General features: G+C 60.3%; 19 protein-coding genes and 2 pseudogenes. 12 read left to right on the top strand and 9 right to left on the bottom strand.

Translation table 11 applies throughout. The annotated features are described in order from the left end of the window. Positions 1 to 48 precede the first annotated feature (48 nt). Positions 49 to 513 carry a bacterioferritin gene (bfr, locus tag F8N21_RS15310; protein WP_150642935.1) on the top strand — a complete coding sequence of 155 codons (465 nt, stop codon included), beginning with the start codon at positions 49 to 51 and terminating at the stop codon, positions 511 to 513. Between the two features lie 160 nt (positions 514 to 673). Here bfr and uvrA read toward each other — a convergent pair whose 3' ends face one another. Continuing rightward, a complete protein-coding gene (gene uvrA / locus F8N21_RS15305) occupies positions 674 to 3,508 on the bottom strand; it encodes an excinuclease ABC subunit UvrA (protein WP_150642934.1) in 2,835 nt (944 codons plus the stop codon). 177 nt (positions 3,509 to 3,685) lie between these two features. On the opposite strand from uvrA, the gene F8N21_RS15300 reads away from it, so the two are divergent. The 4 genes from F8N21_RS15300 to F8N21_RS15280 all read left to right on the top strand — a co-directional run bounded on the left by F8N21_RS15300 (position 3,686) and on the right by F8N21_RS15280 (position 6,790). Continuing rightward, complete coding sequence (locus F8N21_RS15300; protein WP_150642933.1) at positions 3,686 to 5,083, top strand: MFS transporter; 1,398 nt, start codon at positions 3,686 to 3,688, stop codon at positions 5,081 to 5,083. Positions 5,084 to 5,092: 9 nt separating this feature from the next. Next, a complete protein-coding gene (locus F8N21_RS15295) occupies positions 5,093 to 5,617 on the top strand; it encodes a single-stranded DNA-binding protein (RefSeq protein WP_150642932.1) in 525 nt (174 codons plus the stop codon). Between the two features lie 280 nt (positions 5,618 to 5,897). Next, positions 5,898 to 6,347 carry an antitoxin Xre/MbcA/ParS toxin-binding domain-containing protein gene (locus F8N21_RS15285; RefSeq protein WP_150642931.1) on the top strand — a complete coding sequence of 150 codons (450 nt, stop codon included), beginning with the start codon at positions 5,898 to 5,900 and terminating at the stop codon, positions 6,345 to 6,347. Then, complete coding sequence (locus F8N21_RS15280; protein ID WP_150642930.1) at positions 6,344 to 6,790, top strand: RES family NAD+ phosphorylase; 447 nt, start codon at positions 6,344 to 6,346, stop codon at positions 6,788 to 6,790. Before F8N21_RS15285 ends, F8N21_RS15280 begins: the two co-directional genes overlap by 4 nt. A 68-nt stretch (positions 6,791 to 6,858) precedes the next feature. Here F8N21_RS15280 and F8N21_RS15275 read toward each other — a convergent pair whose 3' ends face one another. Next, positions 6,859 to 7,683 (bottom strand): alpha/beta fold hydrolase, encoded by an 825-nt coding sequence (locus tag F8N21_RS15275; protein WP_150642929.1) that lies wholly within the window; start codon positions 7,681 to 7,683, stop codon positions 6,859 to 6,861. Between the two features lie 38 nt (positions 7,684 to 7,721). Continuing rightward, a pseudogene (locus F8N21_RS30910) lies at positions 7,722 to 7,829 on the bottom strand (cysteine hydrolase); the annotation flags it as partial. Positions 7,830 to 8,064: 235 nt separating this feature from the next. Here F8N21_RS30910 and F8N21_RS15265 point away from each other — a divergent pair. Then, on the top strand, positions 8,065 to 9,174 hold the full coding sequence (locus F8N21_RS15265; RefSeq protein ID WP_150642928.1) for a DUF3182 family protein: 1,110 nt from the start codon (positions 8,065 to 8,067) through the stop codon (positions 9,172 to 9,174). Further along, the gene (locus F8N21_RS15260) at positions 9,164 to 9,919 is read left to right on the top strand and encodes an alpha/beta hydrolase family protein (protein WP_150642927.1); all 756 of its coding nucleotides are present in this window, start codon (positions 9,164 to 9,166) and stop codon (positions 9,917 to 9,919) included. Before F8N21_RS15265 ends, F8N21_RS15260 begins: the two co-directional genes overlap by 11 nt. Before the next feature lie 201 nt (positions 9,920 to 10,120). Here F8N21_RS15260 and F8N21_RS15250 read toward each other — a convergent pair whose 3' ends face one another. The 6 genes and pseudogenes from F8N21_RS15250 to F8N21_RS15225 form a co-directional block, all read right to left on the bottom strand. Next, complete coding sequence (locus tag F8N21_RS15250) at positions 10,121 to 11,107, bottom strand: lysylphosphatidylglycerol synthase domain-containing protein (RefSeq protein ID WP_150642925.1); 987 nt, start codon at positions 11,105 to 11,107, stop codon at positions 10,121 to 10,123. Next, positions 11,104 to 12,411 carry a cardiolipin synthase ClsB gene (gene clsB, locus F8N21_RS15245; RefSeq protein ID WP_150642924.1) on the bottom strand — a complete coding sequence of 436 codons (1,308 nt, stop codon included), beginning with the start codon at positions 12,409 to 12,411 and terminating at the stop codon, positions 11,104 to 11,106. The genes F8N21_RS15250 and clsB overlap by 4 nt, the downstream gene beginning before the upstream one ends. Then, positions 12,408 to 13,205 carry an endonuclease/exonuclease/phosphatase family protein gene (locus tag F8N21_RS15240; RefSeq protein WP_150642923.1) on the bottom strand — a complete coding sequence of 266 codons (798 nt, stop codon included), beginning with the start codon at positions 13,203 to 13,205 and terminating at the stop codon, positions 12,408 to 12,410. The genes clsB and F8N21_RS15240 overlap by 4 nt, the downstream gene beginning before the upstream one ends. Next, positions 13,202 to 14,128: a DUF72 domain-containing protein gene (locus F8N21_RS15235; RefSeq protein ID WP_150642922.1), complete on the bottom strand. Its 927-nt coding sequence runs from the start codon at positions 14,126 to 14,128 to the stop codon at positions 13,202 to 13,204. Before F8N21_RS15235 ends, F8N21_RS15240 begins: the two co-directional genes overlap by 4 nt. Positions 14,129 to 14,467: 339 nt before the next feature. Beyond that, positions 14,468 to 14,623, bottom strand: a pseudogene (locus F8N21_RS15230) (MFS sugar transporter); the annotation flags it as partial. Positions 14,624 to 14,653: 30 nt separating this feature from the next. Then, entirely contained in the window at positions 14,654 to 15,694 is a 1,041-nt protein-coding gene (locus tag F8N21_RS15225) for a low specificity L-threonine aldolase (protein WP_150642921.1), read from the bottom strand. Positions 15,695 to 15,810: 116 nt separating this feature from the next. On the opposite strand from F8N21_RS15225, the gene F8N21_RS15220 reads away from it, so the two are divergent. The 5 genes from F8N21_RS15220 (at position 15,811) to F8N21_RS15200 (ending at position 22,757) form a co-directional block, all read left to right on the top strand. Next, positions 15,811 to 16,548 (top strand): TraX family protein, encoded by a 738-nt coding sequence (locus tag F8N21_RS15220; RefSeq protein ID WP_224788228.1) that lies wholly within the window; start codon positions 15,811 to 15,813, stop codon positions 16,546 to 16,548. A 326-nt stretch (positions 16,549 to 16,874) separates the two neighbouring features. After that, complete coding sequence (gene glyA / locus F8N21_RS15215) at positions 16,875 to 18,128, top strand: serine hydroxymethyltransferase (protein ID WP_150642920.1); 1,254 nt, start codon at positions 16,875 to 16,877, stop codon at positions 18,126 to 18,128. A 23-nt stretch (positions 18,129 to 18,151) separates the two neighbouring features. After that, positions 18,152 to 19,402 (top strand): sarcosine oxidase subunit beta family protein, encoded by a 1,251-nt coding sequence (locus F8N21_RS15210; protein ID WP_150642919.1) that lies wholly within the window; start codon positions 18,152 to 18,154, stop codon positions 19,400 to 19,402. 14 nt (positions 19,403 to 19,416) lie between these two features. Next, positions 19,417 to 19,743 carry a sarcosine oxidase subunit delta gene (locus F8N21_RS15205; RefSeq protein ID WP_150642918.1) on the top strand — a complete coding sequence of 109 codons (327 nt, stop codon included), beginning with the start codon at positions 19,417 to 19,419 and terminating at the stop codon, positions 19,741 to 19,743. Beyond that, positions 19,740 to 22,757 carry a sarcosine oxidase subunit alpha gene (locus F8N21_RS15200; protein WP_150642917.1) on the top strand — a complete coding sequence of 1,006 codons (3,018 nt, stop codon included), beginning with the start codon at positions 19,740 to 19,742 and terminating at the stop codon, positions 22,755 to 22,757. The genes F8N21_RS15205 and F8N21_RS15200 overlap by 4 nt, the downstream gene beginning before the upstream one ends. Positions 22,758 to 22,930: the final 173 nt, after the last annotated feature.

Genomic DNA, 22,930 nt, shown 5'->3' with positions numbered 1-22,930 from the left:
AGTCAGCTTGGTTCAAACTATAGACTTTCAAGCAGGGAGATTCAGGCAATGCAAGGGCACCCGGATGTAATCGATTATCTCAACACGTTGCTGACGGGCGAACTGGCGGCGCGTGATCAATATTTCATCCATTCGCGGATGTATGAGGACTGGGGCTTTACCGAGCTCTACGAGCGCATCAACCACGAGATGGAAGAAGAGACCCAGCACGCTGACGCCCTGATGCGCCGGATCCTGATGCTCGAAGGCACACCGCGCATGCGTCCGGAGGATCTGGACGTCGGCACGACGGTGCCTGAGATGCTCGCCAGCGATCTGCGCCTGGAATACAAGGTGCGTGCCGCGCTGTGCAAGGGCATCGAGCTCTGCGAACTGCACAAGGACTATGTCAGTCGCGAGATCCTGCGTATCCAGTTGGCCGACACCGAAGAAGATCACACCTATTGGCTGGAGAAACAGCTGGGTCTGATCAAGCTGGTGGGTCTGGAGAACTACCTGCAGTCGCAGTTCTGATATCGGTGCGGTCAAGATCGCCAAGAATCGCAGCCTGCGGCAGCTCCTACGCCGGGCCGCGTTCCCCTGTAGGAGCTGCCACAGGCTGCGATCTTTTAGCGGACGCCGCAATAAAAAAGCCCCTGTCACTTCATCAGTGACAGGGGCTTTTTCATGGGGCTCAGGCCCTGTCGCGTTCCAGCAGCGGCTTCAAGTAGAAGCCGGTGTACGACTGTTCCATTTCCGCCACTTCTTCCGGTGTGCCGACAGCAATGATCTGCCCGCCCTTGGAGCCCCCTTCAGGACCCAGGTCCACCAGCCAGTCGGCGGTCTTGATCACGTCCAGGTTGTGTTCGATCACCACCACAGTGTTGCCGTGGTCACGCAGGCGATGCAGCACGTCCAGCAGTTGCTGGATATCGGCGAAGTGCAGACCGGTGGTTGGCTCGTCGAGGATATACAGGGTCTTGCCGGTATCGCGCTTGGACAGTTCGCGGGACAGCTTGACCCGCTGCGCCTCGCCACCGGACAGGGTGGTCGCCGATTGCCCCAGCTTGATGTACGACAGGCCTACATCCATCAAGGTCTGCAGCTTGCGTGCCAGGGCCGGAACCGCATCGAAGAACACCCGTGCTTCCTCGATGGTCATCTCGAGGGTTTCGTGGATGTTCTTGCCCTTGTACTTGATCTCCAGGGTTTCGCGGTTGTAGCGCTTGCTCTTGCAGACGTCGCAGGGCACATAGATGTCCGGCAGGAAGTGCATTTCCACTTTGATCAGGCCATCGCCCTGGCAGGCCTCGCAGCGCCCACCCTTGACGTTGAACGAGAAGCGCCCCGGGCCGTAACCACGGGAACGCGACTCCGGTACGCCGGCGAACAACTCGCGAATCGGGGTGAACAACCCGGTGTAAGTCGCCGGGTTGGAGCGCGGGGTGCGACCGATCGGGCTTTGGTCGATATCCACCACCTTGTCCAGGTGCTGCAGGCCATTGATGCTGTCGTGGGCCGAGGCCTCAAGGGTAGTCGCGCCGTTCAGTGCCGTGGCGCTGAGCGGAAACAGCGTGTTGTTGATCAAGGTCGACTTGCCCGAGCCGGACACGCCGGTGACGCAGGTCAGCAGGCCGATCGGAATATCCAGGTCGACATCGCGCAGGTTGTTGCCACGGGCACCCTTGAGCGACAGCGAGAGCTTCTTGTTGCGCGGCGTACGTTTGGCCGGCACGGCGATCTTCACCCGGCCGGACAGGTATTTGCCGGTCAGTGAATCAGGGTGGGCCATGACTTCGGCCGGCGTACCTTCAGCGACGATATGCCCGCCGTGTATGCCGGCCCCCGGGCCGATATCCACTACATAGTCGGCCAGACGAATCGCATCTTCGTCGTGCTCGACCACAATCACTGTGTTGCCGATATCGCGCAGGTGTTTCAGCGTACCGAGCAGTCGATCGTTATCGCGCTGATGCAAGCCGATCGACGGCTCGTCGAGGATGTACAGCACCCCGACCAGGCCGGCGCCGATCTGGCTGGCCAGACGGATACGCTGGGCTTCGCCGCCGGACAAGGTGTCGGCACTGCGATCCAGGGACAGGTAGTCCAGCCCGACGTTGACCAGGAACTGCAAGCGCTCGCGGATTTCCTTGAGGATCTTGTCGGCGATTTCGCCACGTCGACCGGTCAGTTTCAGGCCGCCAAAGTACTCGCACGCATCGCCAATCGGCAAGCTGGTGACCGCCGGCAGGGTCTTCTCGCCGACCCACACATGCCGCGCTTCGCGCCGCAGGCGGGTGCCACGACAATCCGGGCACGCCTGGGTAGCGAGGAACTTGGCCAGTTCTTCGCGCACGGAGGCCGACTCGGTTTCCCGGTAGCGCCGCTCAAGGTTCGGCACGATGCCTTCGAACGGGTGCGAGCGTTTGACGATGTCCCCACGGTCGTTCAGGTATTTGAAGTCGACATTCTGTGAACCGCTGCCATGCAGAATGAACTTCTGCTGATCAGCCGGTAGCTCGTTGAATGGCTCCTCCAGGCTGAACTTGTAATGGGAGGCCAGCGACCCGAGCATCTGGAAGTAATAAACATTGCGCCGGTCCCAGCCGCGAATCGCGCCCTCGGCCAGGGTCAGTTCGCCATTGACCAAACGCTTGATATCAAAGAACTGCTTCACCCCCAGACCGTCGCAAGTCGGGCAGGCGCCGGCCGGGTTGTTGAAGGAGAACAGCTTGGGTTCCAGCTCGCTGATGGCGTGGCCGCAGATCGGGCAGGCAAAGCGCGCGGAAAAAATGATTTCTTCGCCGGGCTCATCGTCCATCGGCGCCACCAGGGCAATGCCGTCGGCGAGTTTCAAGGCGGTTTCGAAGGACTCGGCCAGACGTTGCTGCAAGTCGGGGCGAACCTTGAAGCGGTCGACCACCACATCGATCGAATGCTTCTTCTGTTTATCCAGCTTCGGCAGCTCATCCAGCTCGCAGAGCTTGCCATTCACCCGGGCCCGCACGAAGCCCTGGGCGCGCAGCTCTTCGAACACCGAAAGGTGCTCGCCTTTGCGCTCGCGAATGACCGGTGCCAGCAGCATCAGCTTGCTGCCTTCGGGCTGCGCCATCACCAGATCGACCATCTGGCTGACGGTTTGCGCCTCCAGTGGGATATCGTGGTCCGGGCAGCGTGGCATGCCGACGCGAGCGTACAGCAGGCGCAGGTAGTCGTAGATTTCGGTGATGGTGCCGACGGTCGAACGCGGGTTGTGCGAGGTCGACTTTTGTTCGATGGAGATCGCCGGTGACAGACCTTCGATGGTATCGACGTCAGGCTTTTCCATCATCGACAGGAACTGCCGGGCGTAGGCCGACAGCGATTCGACGTAACGTCGCTGACCTTCGGCGTACAGCGTGTCAAAAGCCAGGGACGACTTGCCGGATCCGGACAAGCCGGTGATGACGATCAGTTTGTCCCGTGGCAGGGTCAGGTCGATATTCTTCAGGTTGTGGGTTCGGGCCCCACGAATCAGGATCTTGTCCAAAGTGGCCTCGCTCGGCGGGCGTAAACATAGGAGTATAAGGCCAAATACTGGATGGATGCACACTATCAAATGAGCGTGGCGTAGCCATATATCAAAGCTGCGCGTCAAAGCGTCGCGATGTACCCCGTCAATCGATGGGACTGGTAGAATCGCCGCCGGTTCACATGAGGTTTATCCATGCACGATCCCCACAGCGAACGCATGAGTGGCGGCGAGACCCGCGCGGCAAGCGGTCTGGCCCTGGTGTTCGCCTTCCGTATGCTTGGCATGTTTATGGTGTTGCCGGTCCTGGCGACCTATGGCATGGATCTCGCGGGAGCGACCCCGGCCCTGATCGGGCTGGCGATTGGCGCTTACGGCCTGACCCAGGCGATCTTTCAAATTCCTTTCGGCTTCATTTCCGATCGTATCGGTCGACGTCCGGTGATTTATCTGGGGTTGATCATCTTCGCCCTCGGTAGTGTGCTGGCAGCCAATGCCGATTCCATCTGGGGCGTGATTGCCGGACGGATCCTGCAGGGCGCCGGGGCGATTTCCGCCGCGGTCATGGCCTTGCTGTCAGACCTGACCCGGGAACAGCATCGGACGAAAGCCATGGCCATGATCGGCATGACGATCGGTCTGTCGTTCGCTGTCGCGATGGTTGTAGGACCGTTGCTGACCCGCGCCTTCGGTCTGTCCGGGTTGTTTCTCGCCACAGGCGGGATGGCGCTATTCGGCATCGTGATCGTCATGTTCATGGTCCCGCGCTCCACCGGCCCGTTGCAGCACCGCGAATCCGGCGTCGCGCGTCAGGCGCTGATTCCGACGCTCAAGCACCCGGACCTGCTGCGCCTGGACCTGGGCATTTTTGTGTTACACGCGATGTTGATGTCGAGCTTCGTCGCCTTGCCGCTGGCCCTGGTGGAAAAAGCCGGGTTGCCTAAAGAAGAGCATTGGTGGGTCTACCTGACTGCGTTGTTGATTTCCTTCTTCGCGATGATCCCGTTCATCATCTACGGCGAGAAGAAACGCAAAATGAAACGAGTTTTATTGGGCGCGGTGCTGACGCTGATGCTCACTGAGCTATTCTTCTGGCAGTTCGGCGATAGCTTGCGGGCTCTGGTGATCGGGACGGTGGTGTTCTTCACCGCATTCAATCTGCTGGAAGCCTCCTTGCCATCGCTGATCAGCAAGGTTTCACCGGCGGGCGGCAAAGGCACGGCCATGGGGGTTTATTCCACCAGCCAGTTCCTCGGTTCGGCATTGGGCGGGATCATGGGTGGGTGGCTGTTCCAGCATGGCGGTCTGTCCGTTGTGTTCCTCGGATGCGCAGGTCTGGCTGCCCTCTGGCTGGCCTTTGCTGTTACCATGCGCGAACCACCCTACGTTACGAGTCTGCGCTTGCCGTTATCACCTGAAGCCATCCGCGAATCAGGTTTGACCGAGCGTTTACTGGCTGTTGTTGGGGTAACAGATGCAGTGGTGGTGGCCGAGGAGGCCGCCATTTATATCAAATTGGACACCGAACTATTGGATCGTACGACCCTCGAGCGCCTGGTCAACAACCCGGCGCCGGTACCGTGCGAAGCCTAGGAGAACGTTATGGCCCGTGGGGTTAACAAAGTCATATTGGTCGGCACTTGCGGCCAGGATCCCGAAGTTCGCTACTTGCCTAACGGTAACGCCGTGACCAACCTGAGTCTGGCGACCAGCGAACAGTGGACTGACAAGCAAACCGGACAGAAGGTCGAGAAGACCGAATGGCACCGTGTGTCGATGTTCGGCAAGGTAGCGGAAATCGCCGGCGAGTACCTGCGCAAAGGTTCGCAGGTCTACATCGAAGGCAAACTGCAAACCCGCGAGTGGGAAAAAGACGGCATCAAGCGTTACACCACTGAAATCGTGGTCGACATGCAAGGCACCATGCAACTGCTCGGCGGCCGTCCACAACAGGGCGACCAGCAAGGCCAGGGCGGCATGTCCAACTCGGCACCGCGTCCTCAACAGCAGTCCCGTCCACAGCCGACCCAGCAGCCACAACGTGAGTCGCGTCCAGCGCCACAACAGCAGGCTGCACCGCAGCCGGCTGCGGATTTCGACAGCTTTGATGACGATATTCCGTTCTAGATTTTTAGAAACGCGATGTGTCTAGTCCTGAAACAGGGTTACACCTGTTTCACCCAAACGCCCGATGCAGTGCATCGGGCGTTTTGTATTTTAAAGACGGGTGCAATCGCTTGCGCCAACGTCGCAAGCCATCCCGGCGGCCACTATTCGCATTGAAATTCCCTGCCTTCGCGGTAGGTGGCGTTGTGAGTCTTTCCTGACCGGCGGATAACGGATACTTCCAATTTTACGGCGTTTGCCGGATACTACATGGCAAATGCCGAGTCAGTGGAGGTGCCGAATGTTAGCTGAAGTGATGCGAGAGCCTGCCTACGCTGCATACCGAATCCGACTGGAAGCTCTTCTGCAGATTCCGACCGATGCCAGCGAGCTGGAGATTCACGAGATAATCCAGTGTGGTTTCGCGGCCGATCGACTGATGAAACTCTGCGACCAAGGCGATGTGACCCCCTTGGAGCGTGATCAGATCATCCCCCTCAAAACGCTGAAGACGCGGATTGCCAAAGACCAGAAGCTGACGGTCGACGAGAGTGATCGGCTGTTCCGTGCCGCGCACATCACCGCCATGGCCGACGCTCTGTTCGGAAACGATGAAAAGGCCAAGCGCTGGTTATCGAAACCCAAGGATCGTTTCTCAGGCAAAAGCCCAATGGCGATGCTTTCGACCATTCAGGGTACCCGCCAGGTCGAGGAGATGCTCATTCAACTGGCAGAAGGCTTTACCTTTTGACTTTCTGGCGGATAAGCGCGTTCGCCGATCTGACAGGACGGGGAGGCCTTCTTGCCAGTGGGCGGTGGCATACTGCCGGTAGGCCTGTCGTCTATCTCGCTGGAACGCCTGCCGGGGCCATGCTTGAAATCCTGGTCCATCTTGAGGTGGATCAGGAGGACTTCCCTGAAACGCTGCAGCTGCTCAAGGTGGAGATCCCGGACGACATCAGCATTGCCACAGCACCACAACTCAAGACAGATTGGGCAGACGATCTTCGTCACACCAAGGGTCTGGGCGATGCGTTTCTCAAGACCGCCGCGGCACTTCTGATGCCGATCCCAAGCGCCATCATGCCGCACACTCAAAACTACCTCTACAACCCCATGCACATGGACTCGGCGAAGGCAGTTCTGACTGGCGAGATTTTCAAACTGGACAATCGCCTGCTCAAGAAACCCTAGGCTCCAATGGCAAACAAAAGGCCCGCAGCGCTCAAACCCTATGGGCCTTTTGGTTTCTGGCGCTTCTATCAGCTCTTGGCAAACGCCAGCATATCGGCGTTGACCTTTTCCTTGTGGGTATCCGTCAGCCCATGAGGCGCACCGGGGTAGACGATCAACTTGGCGTGCTCGATCAGCCTGGCGCTTTCCAGTCCGGCAGCCTGAATCGGCACGATCTGGTCATCGTCGCCATGGATGATCAGGGTCGGGATGTCGAATTTCTTCAGATCTTCGCGAAAATCGGTTTCCGAGAAGGCCTTGATGCTGTCCAGGGTGTTCTTGTGTCCGCCCATCATGCCTTGCATCCAGAACGAGTCGATCAAGCCTTGGGAGATTTTGGCTCCAGGGCGGTTGAAACCGAAGAACGGCCCGCTGGCGATGTCTTTGTAGAGCTGCGAGCGATCTGCGATGGAGCCGGCGCGGATGCCGTCGAAGACTTCGATGGGCAAGCCTTTGGGGTTACTGTCGGTTTTCAGCATCAGCGGTGGCACGGCGGAAATCAGCCCGGCCTTGGCCAGGCGACCGGTGCCGTGGCGACCGATGTAACGGGCAACTTCGCCGCCGCCGGTGGAGAAACCGAAGAGGATCACCTCCTTGAGGTCCAGGTGTTCGATCAGCTCGGCCAGATCGTCGGCGTAGTGATCCATGTCGTTGCCGTCCCACGGCTGGCTGGAGCGCCCGTGGCCGCGGCGGTCGTGGGCGATGGCCCGGTAGCCGTTGTCCGCAAAGTGCAACATCTGCGATTCCCAGCTGTCGGCGCTCAGCGGCCAGCCGTGGCTGAACACGACCGGTTGTCCGCTGCCCCAATCCTTGTAATAAAGAGTATTGCCTTCGCGAGTCGTAAGCGTTGCCATGTCTGTAGTCTCCAATGAGTTTGCGTCAGTGGCTGGCAGAGGATTGACTGTAGTTCGGTTTCGCGGATTGAGTTAACGAAGTGTTTGATCACCACCGGACCATCGGCGCGGTTGATGACTTCAGGGGGCGCGCCTTCAGACCCAGGGGGTTATTACCGAGCCGGTTCGGCTTCACTGCATCCGCGACGGCCGTGCGGGGTTGAATCCTCGGTCGTGCAAAATGCGTTGCCTGTCACAACGGTCGTGCAAAATACGACAGGCCAAATGCCAGTATCGGTGCCGACACACTACTGATCAGTGGAGCCTGTTCTCGGCGGGTCTGTTGGCCTGATCCCTGCACCTATCCCAGGACACCCATTACGCATGGCCAAGGGGGGACGCATGACCCCGGTACAACGAAAGAAACTGGTGGTCGCCCATTCGGTCCGCCCTCAGGCGCCGTTGCATGAAGTCGAAACCAACCGTGCGCTGGCTCGATGGTTGGCGCAGATTCTCGGACTCAAGTTCGGTGGCAGTTATGACGCCGAACGTCACGCCTCTCGCGACCTCTATCTGCTGCCCACGCAAACCATTGTCGGCGCAGAAGACGCACGGCAATTCGGGATCAAGGGTCCGGAAGACCTATGGGGCGGCTACGTCGAGCACGACTTTATCTGCACCAAAGCCATCACCCATGGCTTGTTGAACAAAGACGCGGTAGCGCCTGAAGGATGGGCGCCGCTGTTTTGCGAAAGAGTTCGCACTGTGGTGCTGGACGGCGTCAGCGTTTTTTCGTTGAGAGATGCCCGGCCGGCGGCCACCCATCTGCTCTACAACGGGCCGATCCGGATGAAACCGATTCACGGCTGTGCCGGTCGGGGGCAGAAAGTGATCCACAGCCTCGATCAATTCGATGAAATCATCGCCCGGCCAGAAGCCGCCAAGCTGTTCAGCGAAGGCGTGGTGCTTGAGCAAGATTTGCAAAATGTCATGACCCACAGCGTCGGCCAGACCGCTATCGCCGGCAAACACCTGAGCTATTGTGGTGAGCAATACCTGACGGAAGACGGCGTTGGCGAAAAGGTCTACGGCGGTTCGGACCTGCTGGTAGTGCAGGGCGGCTACGACGAGTTGCTCGCCCTCGAGCTGTCGGATGACGTGCGGTTGGCCATCCGCCAGGCCCAGGTATTCGATGCCGCGGCGGATGAGGCCTATCCGGCATTCTTCGCCTCGCGGCGCAATTACGACATCGCCCAGGGCCTGGATGCCGATGGCCAGCGGCGCAGTGGCGTGCTGGAACAGTCGTGGCGCATGGGCGGCGCCAGCAGCGCGGAAGTGGCGGCACTGCAGGCGTTCGTCAACGACCCGGGAATGCGCGCAATCCGCGTGTCCTCCGTGGAAACCTATACTCAACAGGCGTTACCGGCGGATGCCATCGAAGTGTTCCGTGGCCCGGCTGAAAGCAGCGATTTTCTTCTCAAGTACGTAACGGTCAAATCCTATGACGGCTAGAAGCGAAACGATTCAGATCGAGATCGACCATGAGCAGATGAGCGGGACCTTCCTCAGTCCCAAATCGAAAGTCCCAGGGGTGTTGTTTGTGCACGGTTGGGGCGGCAGCCAGGAGCGTGACCTGGAACGGGCCAAAGGCATTGCCGGGCTGGGCTGCGTGTGTCTGACCTTTGACCTGCGCGGCCATGCAGGCAACGGCATAGCTCTGACGCAGGTGACCCGCGAAGACAACCTGCGGGACTTGCTGGCGGCCTATGACCGCTTGCTCGCTCATCCGGCCATCGACACCTCGGCGGTGGCCGTGGTGGGCACCAGCTATGGCGGTTACCTGGCAAGCATCCTGACCTCATTGCGCCCGGTGCGCTGGCTGGCGCTGAGGGTTCCGGCCCTGTACCGCGATGACCTGTGGCTGACACCCAAGCGTGACCTGGATAAAGCCGACTTGTTCGATTACCGCAGCAGCCGGGTACATGCCGGTAGCAACCGTGCGCTGCACGCCTGTACCGAGTTTACCGGGGACGTGCTGATCGTTGAGTCCGAACATGATGAACATATACCCCACGCCACCATCATGAGTTATCGCGCGGCCTGTCAGCAGACCCACTCGCTGACCCACCGGATCATTGACGGCGCCGATCATGCGTTGAGCGAGCCGGTCTCCCAACAGGCCTACACCTCGATCCTGGTGGGCTGGATAACCGAAATGGTGGTGGGTGAGCGGTTGAGTCTTATTCAATCGCGATGACGAGGTTGTTTGCGACACAATTCCTGTGGCGAGGGGGCTTGCCCCCGCTGGAGCGCGAAGCGGTCCTAAAATCAGCTTTCGAGATTCTTCAGTCAGAACGCATCAGCCGATTTTACGACTGCTTCGCAGCCGAGCGGGGGCAAGCCCCCTCGCCACAATTGCCCGCGATGACAACGGCCTCCGATTCACCACAATCTCAGCTCACCCCGCCGGCTTCTTCTCCACCCGCAACGCCTTCGCCTTGGCCTCGACCACCAGGAACATCACCAGCGCAATCAACAGCGGCACAATGAAATAGACCGCACGGTAGGCAATCAGCCCGGCCAGCAGACTGCCCCGTGACACCTCATGTTGCAGCAGCGCGATGAACACCGCTTCCAGCACGCCGAGCCCGGCCGGGATATGAGTTATCACCCCGGCAATGCTGCTGATCAACAACACCCCCAGCACCAGCGGGTAGTCGAGTTGCTTGGGCAGCAAAGTGAAAATCACCGCGGCCATCAACGACCAGTTCAGCGCCCCCAGGAATAATTGCAACAAGGCCATGCGCAGCGATGGCAGGTTGATTTCGATACCGCGCAGAGTCCAGGTGCGTCGCCTGGAAAAGCGGCAGGCCACCAGATAGCTCGCACTCAGTAACAACAACAGCAGCCCCACCCCTTGCAAGGCATCGCTGCTGAGCTTCCAGCTGGGTGGCAGCCTGACCAGCCCGCTGCTGAACACCGATCCGGCCAGCAACATGTAACCCAACCAGTTGGTGGCCAGGCTCAGGCCGAGAATTTTCGCGATATTGGCTGTACTTACCCCCAGCCGCGAATACAGTCGATAGCGCATGGCAATACCGCCGACCCACGCGCTAAGGTTGAGGTTGAAGGCATAACTGATGATTCCCACGGGCAGAATCTGCCGCCAGCCCAGATTCTGGCGGATATAGGTGCGGCCGATCAGATCAAAGCAGGCGTACACCAGGAAACTCACCAGGGTCAGGCTGGCGGCGATGATCAGCGTGCGCACCTTGAAGTCAGCCAGGGTGCCGATTACCTCGCTCCAGTCGATACGCCTTGCCAGCAGGGTGAACAGCACAATCAGCAGTAAAAAAAACACCACCGTCAGTGGCCGCTTCCAGCGTTTCCAACCATGTTTGGCATCGGAGCCATTTTGCGCCGGGTGTGATTCGGGTTGGCTCATGGTGCTTGCTCCCGAGTAGCCTTCGACGTTTGCTGCGGATGGGCAAAAGGTTTGAGCCGCGGTTTATGCGCCGGCAGCCAACCGGCCCAGGCCGGGAAGTGCCGCAGGCAGTGGAACACCAGAAAGCCTATCGTCATCCGCCATAGCAGTCCGCGCGGGGAGCGGTTTTGCGGCATGCACTTGCAATGCTCGCGGCTTAGCTGATCCAGGCGCTCGAACAGTTCGCGATTGAACTCGCGGTCGCGAATCAGCACATTGGCTTCCAGATTCAGCGACAGGCTCAAGGGGTCCAGGTTGCTCGAACCTACAGTGCTCCATTCCTCATCCACCAGCGCGACTTTGCCGTGCAGTGGTCGGTCGCAATACTCGTAGATGGCCACGCCATCCTTGAGCAGGTAGTCATAGGTCATACGCGCCGCCAGTTTGGCGATCAGCATGTCCGGCTGGCCTTGCAGAATCAGACGAACCTCAACCCCGCGTCGTGCCGCGTTGCGGATTTCGCGCAGCAAGCGATAGCCCGGAAAGAAGTAGGCGTTGGCGATCACCACCCGACGTTTTGCGCTGCGCAAGACCTGGCGGTAAACCTCTTCGATATCGGTCTGATGTTCGCGATTGTCGCGATAGACCAGTCGCACCTGACCGTCATGTTCGCTGAAGGCCAATTCCGAGCGACGTCTGCGGCGGCGTTGCCACCAGTATTTGGCATGGGCCGGCCGGCCACTTTGCAGCAGGGCGAAATGATGGATGTCGACCACCGCCGGGCCCTGCACCTCGACCGCGTAATCCTGCTTGGCTTCGGGACCGAAGTCGGCGAGGTGATCGGCGGAAAAATTGATCCCGCCAAGGAAGGCGATTTCGCCGTCGACCACCACGATCTTGCGATGCAGGCGACGGAACCAGTTAGTCCGCAGCAAGCCGAGGGTCAGCGGCGCCGGATCGAATATTTGCAGGCGTACTCCGGCGGCGCTCAGGGCTGCGAGGAATTCAGTGCTCAGCTCGCCGCAGCCGAATCCGTCCAGGCTCATGGTGATCCGCACGCCTCGTTGTGCTGCCTCGATCAGGATGCTTTGCAGCTCATTGCCCACCTTGTCCTCAAACAGAATGAAGGTCTCGATGAGGATTTCGCTCTGCGCCTGGCGCAGGGCTTCGAACACTCTGGGAAAATACGCTTCGCCATTTTCCAGCAGCACGACCCGGTTGTTGCTCTGCCAGTCGTACTCGATATCTTCAACCGTCCGGTCCCGAAGGGATTGGGTTGTGGATAAGTGGTCCAGCGGATTTTTTTCCATCGGCGTGCTGCTCATAGCTCGACCTCCACCGACAGCGGCGCATGATCAGACAGGTGGGACCACGGGCGTGCCTTCAATACTTGCGGATGCTGCGCCTTCAGATTGCGCACGTAAATCCGGTCCAGACGCAATGCAGGCAGGCGCGCCGGGAAACTGCGCGCCGGTTTGCCAAAGTGTTCGGCGAATACTTCGCGCAAGCCGCAGGGTTGGAGTAGCGCATCGGCACGCTGGCGCCAATCGTTGAAGTCGCCAGCGACAATCACGGGGGTGTCTGCGGGCAGTTCTCCCAAACGTTGCGCCAAGAGTTGCAACTGCTGGCGGCGATGGGATTCGAGCAACCCAAGGTGGACGCAAATCGCGTGGACTTCACGGCCGTCACCGGGCAAGCGTAATACGCAATGCAACAGCCCGCGGTTTTCCCGCCCGGAGATCGATACGTCGAGATTGTCATGGCGAATGATCTGGAATTTCGACAACAGCGCATTGCCATGGTCGCCCGCGGGATAGACCGCATTGCGTCCATAGGCGAACTGCGGCCAGATGCTGTCGGCGAGGAATTCGTACTGCGGCATTGTCGGCCAGTTGTTGTACCGCCGTGAATGAGGCTCGTGGAGGCCGTGCACCTCCTGGAGAAACACCACATCGGCGGACACGCTACGCACCGCTTCGCGCAGTTCCGGCAAGATAAAACGTCGGTTGAGGGCGGTGAAACCCATGTGGATATTGACGGTCAGCACGGTGAAGCGGCAGACCTGCGTGGTGCCTGGTGTGATATCGCAATGTTCGCTTGTCGGCTCCCGCAGGCTCATGGCAATACCCCGGGTTCCGGCGATTTGCCCGGCTCGGTCGCCAGCGCGTGATCCAGACCCAGACGTTGCAATAGGCTGCGAGCATCGAAGGGCGCGCGAACCTTGAGGTCATTGTCGAAATAACAAAATACCTCGCGGGTTTTCCGCGCTTCAGGCTTGTGCTGGCGATCGATCAATTGCGCATCGGACGGTTGTTTGCCGTGGCTCCAGGCGTTGATCCGCTCGCCCCAGCGCTTCAGTGCCTCGGTTGTGTAACCGCTGGCGTAGAGCTGTTTGTCGCCATGCAGACGCACATACACAAAGTCACTGGTCAGGTCCTCACGATAGGGCCACTTGCCGGCCGTATCGGCGATGACCAGCGCGGCGCCATAGCGCTTGAGCAGGGTGACAAACTCCGGGACCACAAAACTTTCGTGGCGGATTTCCACGGCGTGCCGCAGTGGTTTTTTTCCGTGAGCCTTCATGCTGGCTTTGCCGTTCAAGCGGGTTTCATGCTGGCGGGCGAGGGCTGCTGCCTGTTGGGTATTCGCCGGGATCTGGGCCAGAAAGGCTTCGAACAATTCGGGGTCGAACTTAAAACTCGGTGGGAACTGCCAGAGGATCGGGCCGAGTTTTTCCTTGAGCTCCAGCACCCCGGAGGCGAAAAAATTGGCCAGGGGTTTATGAACGTCCCGCAGACGCAGAATATGGGTGATGTAGCGGGGTGCCTTGACGCTGAAGACGAAGTCTTGCGGGGTGTCGGCGTACCAGTCGGCATAGCGCTGAGGCGTTTGCAGCGCATAGAACGAACCGTTGATTTCAATGCTGTTGACCGCCCGCGAAGCGAACTGCAACTCGCGGTTCTGGGTCAGTCCTTCGGGGTAGAAGTCACCTCGCCAAGGTTTATAGCGCCAGCCGGAAATACCGATATGAATCGCCGCCATGCGTCCTCCCGTCGTGTCGCGCCGGATGACCTCCGTTCTTTTGATGACTGTGTTGTGGGCGGGAAAGTTTCGACGGGTTTACGGACGGCGCAGATATCTACTACCACCAACCCCTGTGGGAGCGAGCCTGCTCCAATGCCTGTGGGAGCGAGCTTGCTCGCGATGGCCGTTAACGATAACGCGTGTTTTCTGAATAAACGCGCCGCCCTGTAGGAGCGAGCTTGCTCGCGATGGTCGTTAACGATAACGCGTGTTTTCTGAATAAACGCGCCGCCCTTGAGTCCATCGCGAGCAAGCTCGCTCCCACGCTGAAGGCTGCGTTGGTTCAGCGGCGGCGGCTCAATGACCGCCCACCACCCGTGCCATACCTTTGGCAGACCCTGCATACACCGGTCCCAGGCGATCGAGGCGACCGCTCCAGGCGGTCAGTGCCAGGGCGACCAGCACCACCAGGCCGCCGATTCACGCGGTATGTATCAGGCCTATGTGGGCGACGGGCGTCCGCAAGCCAGCCCTTGGGCGGATTCAGTGCGACATCACTTCGCGAATATCGGCCGCCAGTTCTCGTACCCGGTCTTCCTCGGTGTCCCACGAGCACATGAAGCGCGCGCCGCCATTACCTATGAAGGTGTAGAAGCGCCAGCCCTTGGCCGTCAGGGCAGCGATGGCCGGTTCCGAGAGTTGCAGGAATACTCCGTTGGCTTCCACCGGGAACATCAATTCCACCCCTGGAATGTCCTCGACCAGACTGCTCAGCAGTTGCGCGCAGTGGTTGGCGTGATGCGCGTGTTTGAGCCAGGCGTCGTGTTCCAGAATGCCGACCCAGGGGGCGGAGAGGAAACGCATCTTGGAAGCAAGCTGCCCGGCCTGTTTGCAGCGGTAGTCGAAGTCTTCGGCCAGCTTGTGGTTGAAGAACAGAATCGCCTCACCCACCGCCATGCCATTTTTTGTGCCGCCGAAACACAGCACGTCGACCCCGGCCTTCCAGGTCAGGTCTGCTGGCGAGCAGTCGAGGAACGCACAGGCGTTAGAGAAACGCGCGCCGTCCATGTGCAGGTTCAGGCCCAGCTCCTTGCACGTGGCGCTGATGGCACGGATTTCTTCCGGGCGATAAACACTACCGACCTCGGTCGCCTGGGTCAGGGTCACTACCCGTGGTTTCGGGTAGTGGATGTCCTGGCGCTTGAGGGCGATCTCGCGGATCGATTCCGGGGTCAGCTTGCCGTTTTCAGTGTGGGCGGTGAGCAGCTTGGAGCCGTTGGAGAAAAACTCCGGAGCGCCGCATTCATCGGTTTCGACGTGGGCGGTTTCCGAGCAGATCACGCTGTGGTAACTCTGGCACAACGAAGACAAGGCCAGGGAGTTGGCCGCGGTGCCGTTGAAGGCGAAGAACACTTCGCAGTCGGTTTCGAACAGCTTGCGGAAATGATCGGCGGCGCGGGCGGTCCACTCATCATCGCCATAAGCGCGTTGGTGGCCATGATTGGCCTGCTCCATGGCGGCCCAGGCTTCAGGGCAGATGCCGGAATAATTGTCGCTGGCGAATTGTTGGCTCTTGTCGGTCATGGCCGTCTTCCGTGGTTGAGAGCAGCGTGGTCGATGATGGTGGGCACTTTACCCAAGATTGGCGGAGTAGCACACGCCCAGTTTCTGTAGGAAAAATGCAAACTACTTGAGGGATTATGCGCGACTCTTCCATGAAGCCTGCAACACCTGTCCGCGACGGTGCGTTGGATCTGCTCAAATGGCTGGCGCTGTTGAGCATGGTGCTTGATCACCTGCGGTACGTCGGTTTGAGCCTCGATGGGCTTTATGTGCCCGGACGCCTGGCGTTTCCGTGGTTCTGCCTGGCGATGGCGGTCAATCTGGCCCGGGCTGTCCGGCCGGGCGCCGATGGGCAGTGGCGTTACCTGGGCTGGCTACTGCTGTTCAGCCTGCTGAGCGAGATTCCCTATCGGCTGTTCATTCTCCACCCGGACACCCTCAACGTCTTGCCCAGCCTGATCCTGGGTTTGCTGGTTGCGCGTGGCTGGCAGCATCGAACGGCTCAGGCGCAGCTGCTGGCGGTGGCGGCGCTGCTTTTGGCCTGGCTGTTCCCTGAGCGACTGATGTTCGGTTTCTTCGGAGTCTTGCTGCCGCTGGCCACCCTGCTGGTGCTGCGGCGGCCCTGGTATTACAGCCTGTTGCCAGGGGCGGTATGTCTGGCGGCCAATCAGTGGCAAATTCTGCTGCCCGGCGTCGCTGATGGCGATAGCGTGGCGATCCTCGGTCTCACCGCCTGCCTGGTCGCACCGTTGATCGGCCTGCTGCTGTTGCGGCATATGGGCCAATGCTCGCCACCCCCGATGCGTCGCTGGGCGTATGCGCTCTATCCCGTGCATTTCCTCGCTCTTTCGGCGCTTCGAGAAGTCTTGGCGTAATCCCCTGTGGCACACATCACCTGTGGCGAGGGGGCTTGCCCCCGCTGGACTGCGCAGCAGGCCCAAAGTCAGCGAATGCGGTCTGTCTGGACAATCCCACTAGCCGATTTTACGACTGCTTCGCAGCCGAACGGGGCGATGCGGCGTTCCGACAAGCCCCCTCACAAGCCCGCTCCCACACCCCATGTCGTAAACGCACCTTTGCGTGGCGTCCATGGGCATTTGGCCTGTCTGCGCCAGCCATACCATCGCATCCAAAGGGCACTGTCTCAGGGCAGGGGCCTCACCGAGACGAATGGCGCACCGCCGCCGCTGGGAGAGACGCGATGTTCAGCAAACAAGACCAAATCCAGGGTTATGACGATGCACTGTTGGCAGCGATGAATGCCGAGGAGCAGCGTCAGGAAGATCACATCGAGCTGATCGCGTCGGAGAACTACACCAGCAAACGCGTCATGGAAGCGCAAGGCAGCGGCCTGACCAACAAATACGCCGAAGGCTATCCGGGCAAGCGTTACTACGGCGGTTGCGAACACGTCGACAAGGTCGAGGCGCTGGCCATCGAACGCGCCAAGCAGCTGTTCGGTGCCGACTACGCCAACGTCCAGCCGCACTCCGGCAGCCAGGCCAACGCCGCGGTGTTCCTCGCTCTGTTGCAGGCCGGCGATACCGTACTGGGCATGAGCCTGGCCCACGGCGGTCACCTGACCCACGGCGCCAAGGTCAGCTTCTCCGGCAAGCTCTATAACGCCGTGCAATATGGCATCGACACGGTCACCGGGCTGATCGATTACGACGAAGTCGAGCGCATGGCGGTCGAGCACAAGCCAAAAATGATCATCGCCGGCTTCTCGGCCTACTCGAAAACCCTGGATTTCCCACGCTTCCGTCAGATCGCCGACAAGGTGGGTGCCTATCTGTTCGTCGACATGGCTCACGTTGCCGGTCTGGTGGCTGCCGGTCTGTACCCGAACCCACTGCCGTATGCCGACGTGGTCACCACCACTACCCACAAAACCCTGCGTGGCCCACGTGGCGGCCTGATCCTGGCCAAGGCCAACCCGGACCTTGAGAAAAAGCTCCAGGCCGCGGTCTTCCCCGGCGGCCAGGGCGGCCCGTTGATGCACGTGATCGCCGGTAAGGCAGTGTGCTTCAAGGAAGCGCTGGAGCCCGGCTTCAAGGTCTATCAGCAACAAGTGATCGACAACGCCCAGGCCATGGCCAGCGTATTTATCAAACGCGGCTACGATGTAGTGTCCGGCGGCACCGACAACCACCTGTTCCTGGTCAGCCTGATTCGTCAGGGCCTCACCGGTAAAGAAGCCGACGCCGCCTTGGGTCGTGCTCACATCACCGTGAACAAGAACGCCGTGCCGAACGATCCACAGTCGCCATTCGTCACCTCGGGCCTGCGGATCGGCACCCCTGCAGTCACCACTCGCGGCTTCAAGGTCGCTCAGTGTGTCGAGCTGGCCGGCTGGATCTGCGACATCCTCGATAACCTCGGCGATGCCGATGTCGAGGCCGATGTGGCGAAGAATGTGGCAGCCCTGTGCGCGGACTTCCCGGTTTACCGCTGAGAGCAGTTTTGGAGTAAATGACTATGCAGCACTACTCGGGCTTCGGCCTCTTCAAGCACTCCCTCAGCCACCATGAAAACTGGCAGAAAATGTGGCGCACGCCGACCCCGAAAAAGGTCTATGACGTGGTCATCGTCGGCGGTGGCGGGCATGGTCTGGCGACCGCTTACTACCTGGCCAAGGTACACGGCATCACCAACGTGGCCGTGGTCGAAAAAGGCTGGCTGGGCGGCGGTAACACCGCGCGCAACACCACCATCGTTCGCTCCAACTACCTGTGGGACGAGTCGGCGCACCTGTACGAACACGCGATGAAACTGTGGGAAGGCCTGTCCCAGGACCTGAACTACAACGTGATGTTCTCCCAGCGTGGCGTCTACAACCTGTGCCACACCCTGCAGGATATTCGTGATTCCGAGCGTCGGGTCAGCGCCAACCGCCTCAACGGCGTCGATGGCGAACTGCTCAACGCCAAGCAGGTGGCGGACGAGATTCCGTACCTGGATTGCTCGAAGAACACCCGTTACCCGATCATCGGCGCGACCGTTCAGCGTCGCGGCGGCGTCGCCCGTCACGATGCCGTGGCCTGGGGCTTTGCCCGTGCCGCCGACGCCCTGGGCGTGGACCTGATTCAACAGACCGAAGTGATCGGTTTCCGCAAGGAAAACGGCGTGTGCATCGGCGTTGAAACCAACAAGGGCTTCATCGGCGCCAAGCGCGTCGGCGTGGTCACTGCCGGTAACTCCGGGCACATGGCCAAGCTCGCCGGTTTCCGTCTGCCGATCGAATCCCACCCGCTGCAAGCGCTGGTGTCCGAGCCGATCAAGCCGATTATCGACAGCGTGATCATGTCCAACGCCGTACACGGATACATCAGCCAGTCCGACAAGGGCGACCTGGTGATCGGTGCCGGTATCGACGGCTACAACGGCTATGGCCAGCGTGGTTCATACCCGGTGATCGAACACACCATTCAGGCCATCGTCGAGATGTTCCCGGTGTTGTCCCGCGTGCGCATGAACCGTCAGTGGGGCGGCATCGTCGACACCACGCCGGACGCGTGCCCGATCATCTCCAAGACGCCGGTGCCGAACATGTTCTTCAACTGCGGTTGGGGTACCGGTGGCTTCAAAGCGACACCTGGCTCGGGCAACGTATTTGCCGCAAGCCTGGCCAAGGGTGAAATGCACCCATTGGCTGCTCCATTCTCCATCGACCGTTTCCACAACGGTGCGTTGATCGACGAACACGGCGCTGCAGCTGTCGCCCACTAACAGGAGAAATCCCTATGTTGCACATCTTCTGTCCTCACTGCGGCGAGTTGCGCTCCGAAGAGGAATTCCACGCCTCCGGCCAGGCGCACATCCCGCGCCCACTGGACCCGAACACCTGCACCGACGAACAGTGGGGCGACTACATGTTCTTCCGTGACAACCCACGCGGGTTGCACCACGAACTGTGGGACCACGTCGCCGGTTGCCGTCAGTACTTCAACGCTACCCGTGACACCGTGACTTACGAGATTCTCGAAACCTACAAGATCGGCGCCAAGCCGCAATTCACCGGCAAGACAGAAACGACGAAAGTCGCCACTGGTCTGGGAGAGAAGGTATGAGCCAGATCAATCGTCTGTCCAACGGCGGCCGGATCGACCGCAACAAAGTCTTGAGCTTCACCTTCAACGGCCAGAGCTACAAAGGCTTCGAAGGCGACACCCTGGCCGCAGCCTTGCTGGCCAACGGTGTCGACATCATCGGTCGCAGCTTCAAATACTCCCGGCCGCGCGGCATTTTCGCCGCCGGTGCCGAAGAGCCGAACGCGGTGCTGCAGATCGGCGCCACCGAAGCCACGCAGATCCCGAACGTACGCGCCACGCAACAAGCGCTGTACCAGGGCCTGGTCGCCACCAGCACCAACGGCTGGCCGAGCGTCAACAACGACATGATGGGGATTCTCGGCAAGGTCGGCGGCAAGCTGATGCCGCCGGGCTTCTACTACAAAACCTTCATGTACCCGCAATCGTTCTGGATGACCTACGAGAAGTACATTCGCAAGGCCGCAGGTCTTGGCCGCTCGCCGACCGAGAACGATCCGGACACCTACGACTACATGAACCGGCACTGCGACGTGCTGATCGTCGGCGGCGGCCCTGCTGGCCTGGCGGCTGCTTTGGCGGCGGCACGCAGCGGTGCCCGGGTGATTCTGGCGGACGAGCAGGAAGAGTTCGGCGGCAGCCTGCTCGATTCCCGTGAAAGCCTCGATGGCAAACCGGCCGCCGAATGGGTCGCCAGCGTCATCGCTGAGCTCAAATCCCTGCCGGACGTGCTGCTGTTGCCACGCGCCACGGTCAACGGCTACCACGACCATAACTTCCTGACCATTCACGAGCGCCTCACCGATCACCTCGGCGACCGCGCACCGATCGGTCAAGTGCGTCAGCGTATTCACCGGGTTCGCGCCAAACGCGTGGTGCTGGCCACAGGCAGCCACGAGCGTCCACTGGTCTACGGCAACAACGACGTGCCGGGCAACATGCTGGCCGGTGCAGTCTCGACGTACGTGCGTCGTTACGGCGTGGCACCGGGCAAAAAACTCGTGCTCTCCACCAACAACGATCACGCTTACCGCGTGGCGCTGGACTGGCTCGACGCCAGCCTGCAAGTGGTGGCCATCGCCGACGCACGGAGCAATCCTCGCGGCGCGCTGGTAGAAGAAGCTCGGGCCAAAGGCATCCGCATCCTGACCGGCAGCGCAGTGATTGAAGCGCGCGGCAGCAAACACGTGACCGCAGTTCGCGTTGCCGCCATCGATGTCAAAGCGCATGCCGTGACCAGTCCTGGTGAATGGCTGGACTGCGACCTGATGGCCAGTTCCGGCGGCTACAGCCCGGTGGTTCACCTGGCTTCGCACCTGGGCGGCAAGCCAATCTGGCGTGAAGATATCCTCGGTTTCGTACCGGGCGAAGCACCGCAGAAACGCGTGTGCGTCGGCGGCGTGAATGGCGTGTACAGCCTCGGCGATACCTTGGCCGACGGTTTTGAAGGCGGCGTGCGCGCTGCCAGCGAAGCCGGCTTCAAAGCGGTCGAAGGCGTGCTGCCCAAAGCCCTCAGCCGTCTGGAAGAGCCAACCCTGGCGCTGTTCCAGGTGCCCCACGAAAAAACCACCGCACGGGCGCCGAAGCAATTCGTCGACCTGCAGAACGACGTCACCGCCGCCGCCATCGAACTGGCGACCCGCGAAGGCTTCGAGTCGGTCGAACACGTTAAACGCTACACCGCACTGGGCTTCGGTACCGACCAGGGCAAACTGGGCAACGTCAACGGTCTGGCCATCGCGGCGCGTTCGCTGAACGTGACCATCCCGCAAATGGGCACCACCATGTTCCGCCCGAACTACACGCCGGTAACCTTCGGCGCAGTAGCCGGTCGTCACTGTGGTCATATCTTCGAACCGGTGCGTTATACCGCCTTGCAAGCCTGGCACGTGAAAAACGGCGCCGAGTTCGAAGACGTCGGCCAGTGGAAGCGTCCATGGTACTTCCCGAAAAACGGTGAAGACCTGCATGCCGCCGTCAAACGCGAATGCCAGGCCGTGCGCGACAGCGTCGGCCTGCTCGATGCATCGACCCTGGGCAAGATCGATATCCAGGGCCCGGATGCGCGGGAGTTCCTCAACCGCGTCTACACCAACGCCTGGACCAAGCTCGATGTGGGCAAGGCCCGTTACGGGCTGATGTGCAAAGAAGACGGCATGGTCTTCGACGACGGCGTTACGGCCTGTCTCGCGGACAACCACTTCGTGATGACCACCACTACCGGCGGCGCTGCACGCGTGCTGCAATGGCTGGAAATCTACCAGCAGACCGAATGGCCAGACCTCAAGGTGTACTTCACCTCGGTCACTGACCACTGGGCGACCATGACCCTGTCCGGGCCGAACAGCCGCAAGCTGCTCAGCGAAGTCACCGACATCGACCTGGACAAGGACGGCTTCCCGTTCATGACCTGGAAAGAAGGTCTGGTCGGCGGTGTGCCGGCGCGGGTATTCCGGATCTCGTTTACCGGTGAGCTGTCGTACGAAGTCAACGTCCAGGCCGACTACGCCATGGGCGTGCTCGAGAAAATCGTCGAGGCGGGCAAAAAATACAACCTGACCCCGTACGGCACCGAAACCATGCACGTCCTGCGGGCCGAGAAGGGCTTCATCATCGTCGGCCAGGACACCGACAGCTCGATGACCCCGGACGACTTGAACATGGGCTGGTGCGTTGGCCGGACCAAACCGTTCTCGTGGATCGGCTGGCGCGGTATGAACCGTGAAGACTGCGTGCGTGATCAACGCAAACAGTTGGTGGGCCTCAAACCCATCGACCCGACCAAATGGCTGCCTGAAGGCGCGCAGCTTGTGTTCAACACCAAGCAAGCGATCCCGATGAGCATGGTCGGTCACGTTACTTCCAGCTACCTGCACAACTCCTTGGGCTATTCGTTTGCCATGGGCGTGGTAAAGGGCGGCTTGAAGCGTATCGGTGAGCGCGTGTTCGCACCGCTGGCAGACGGCAGCGTGATCGAAGCGGAAATCGTTTCTTCGGTGTTCTTCGATCCGAAAGGTGATCGCCAGAACATTTGATGCTGGGTTGACGCAGTCCCTGTAGCAGCTGCCGCAGGCTGCGTTCGAGCGCGGAGCGGTCGCAATCCGTTGCTCTCGGTTTCGGCAGGCGAATCGCGGTTGGGTTGTTTACGACCGCTTCGCGGCCGAACGCAGGCTTCGCCAGCTGCTACGGGTTTAGTGATCGACACCAC

Source organism: Pseudomonas fluorescens (assembly GCF_902497895.1).
Lineage (GTDB): Bacteria > Pseudomonadota > Gammaproteobacteria > Pseudomonadales > Pseudomonadaceae > Aquipseudomonas > Aquipseudomonas fluorescens_BP.
The sequence above is the reverse complement of the archived record's forward strand: the minus strand, read 5'-3'. Positions and strand labels throughout refer to the sequence as shown.

Bases quoted from the DNA above. Each gene is read 5' to 3' on its own strand.
- F8N21_RS15265 (WP_150642928.1), top strand. From the start codon at position 8,065: ATGACCCCGGTACAACGAAAGAAACTGGTGGTCGCCCATTCGGTCCGC.
- F8N21_RS15210 (WP_150642919.1), top strand. From the start codon at position 18,152: ATGCAGCACTACTCGGGCTTCGGCCTCTTCAAGCACTCCCTCAGCCAC.
- F8N21_RS15295 (WP_150642932.1), top strand. From the start codon at position 5,093: ATGGCCCGTGGGGTTAACAAAGTCATATTGGTCGGCACTTGCGGCCAG.
- bfr (WP_150642935.1), top strand. From the start codon at position 49: ATGCAAGGGCACCCGGATGTAATCGATTATCTCAACACGTTGCTGACG.
- F8N21_RS15225 (WP_150642921.1), bottom strand. From the start codon at position 15,694: ATGACCGACAAGAGCCAACAATTCGCCAGCGACAATTATTCCGGCATC.
- F8N21_RS15260 (WP_150642927.1), top strand. From the start codon at position 9,164: ATGACGGCTAGAAGCGAAACGATTCAGATCGAGATCGACCATGAGCAG.
- F8N21_RS15300 (WP_150642933.1), top strand. From the start codon at position 3,686: ATGCACGATCCCCACAGCGAACGCATGAGTGGCGGCGAGACCCGCGCG.
- F8N21_RS15285 (WP_150642931.1), top strand. From the start codon at position 5,898: ATGTTAGCTGAAGTGATGCGAGAGCCTGCCTACGCTGCATACCGAATC.
- clsB (WP_150642924.1), bottom strand. From the start codon at position 12,411: ATGAGCAGCACGCCGATGGAAAAAAATCCGCTGGACCACTTATCCACA.
- F8N21_RS15200 (WP_150642917.1), top strand. From the start codon at position 19,740: ATGAGCCAGATCAATCGTCTGTCCAACGGCGGCCGGATCGACCGCAAC.
- F8N21_RS15250 (WP_150642925.1), bottom strand. From the start codon at position 11,107: ATGAGCCAACCCGAATCACACCCGGCGCAAAATGGCTCCGATGCCAAA.
- F8N21_RS15205 (WP_150642918.1), top strand. From the start codon at position 19,417: ATGTTGCACATCTTCTGTCCTCACTGCGGCGAGTTGCGCTCCGAAGAG.
- F8N21_RS15220 (WP_224788228.1), top strand. From the start codon at position 15,811: ATGCGCGACTCTTCCATGAAGCCTGCAACACCTGTCCGCGACGGTGCG.
- F8N21_RS15275 (WP_150642929.1), bottom strand. From the start codon at position 7,683: ATGGCAACGCTTACGACTCGCGAAGGCAATACTCTTTATTACAAGGAT.
- F8N21_RS15240 (WP_150642923.1), bottom strand. From the start codon at position 13,205: ATGAGCCTGCGGGAGCCGACAAGCGAACATTGCGATATCACACCAGGC.
- F8N21_RS15235 (WP_150642922.1), bottom strand. From the start codon at position 14,128: ATGGCGGCGATTCATATCGGTATTTCCGGCTGGCGCTATAAACCTTGG.
- glyA (WP_150642920.1), top strand. From the start codon at position 16,875: ATGTTCAGCAAACAAGACCAAATCCAGGGTTATGACGATGCACTGTTG.